At 56.2% G+C, this 584-nt stretch carries 1 rRNA gene; it reads left to right on the forward strand.

Features of this window, described 5'->3' with window-relative positions:
• Window positions 1-584: ribosomal RNA gene (locus ACTU3N_RS14635) — 23S ribosomal RNA — on the forward strand; the annotation flags it as partial.

The following is a 584-nucleotide window of genomic DNA, read 5'->3' on the forward strand; positions in this document are numbered from 1 at the left end:
ATCCGGGTTGCGGACAGTGTCTGGTGGGTAGTTTGACTGGGGCGGTCTCCTCCTAAAGCGTAACGGAGGAGCACGAAGGTCAGCTAATCCTGGTCGGACATCAGGAGGTTAGTGCAATGGCATAAGCTGGCTTGACTGCGAGCGTGACGGCGCGAGCAGGTGCGAAAGCAGGTCATAGTGATCCGGTGGTTCTGAATGGAAGGGCCATCGCTCAACGGATAAAAGGTACTCCGGGGATAACAGGCTGATACCGCCCAAGAGTTCATATCGACGGCGGTGTTTGGCACCTCGATGTCGGCTCATCACATCCTGGGGCTGAAGTAGGTCCCAAGGGTATGGCTGTTCGCCATTTAAAGTGGTACGCGAGCTGGGTTTAGAACGTCGTGAGACAGTTCGGTCCCTATCTGCCGTGGGCGCTGGAGAACTGAGGGGGGCTGCTCCTAGTACGAGAGGACCGGAGTGGACGCATCACTGGTGTTCGGGTTGTCATGCCAATGGCACTGCCCGGTAGCTAAATGCGGAAGAGATAAGTGCTGAAAGCATCTAAGCACGAAACTTGCCCCGAGATGAGTTCTCCCTGAGAC

The organism is Vagococcus sp. WN89Y, assembly GCF_052220145.1.
GTDB lineage: Bacteria > Pseudomonadota > Gammaproteobacteria > Enterobacterales > Enterobacteriaceae > Kosakonia.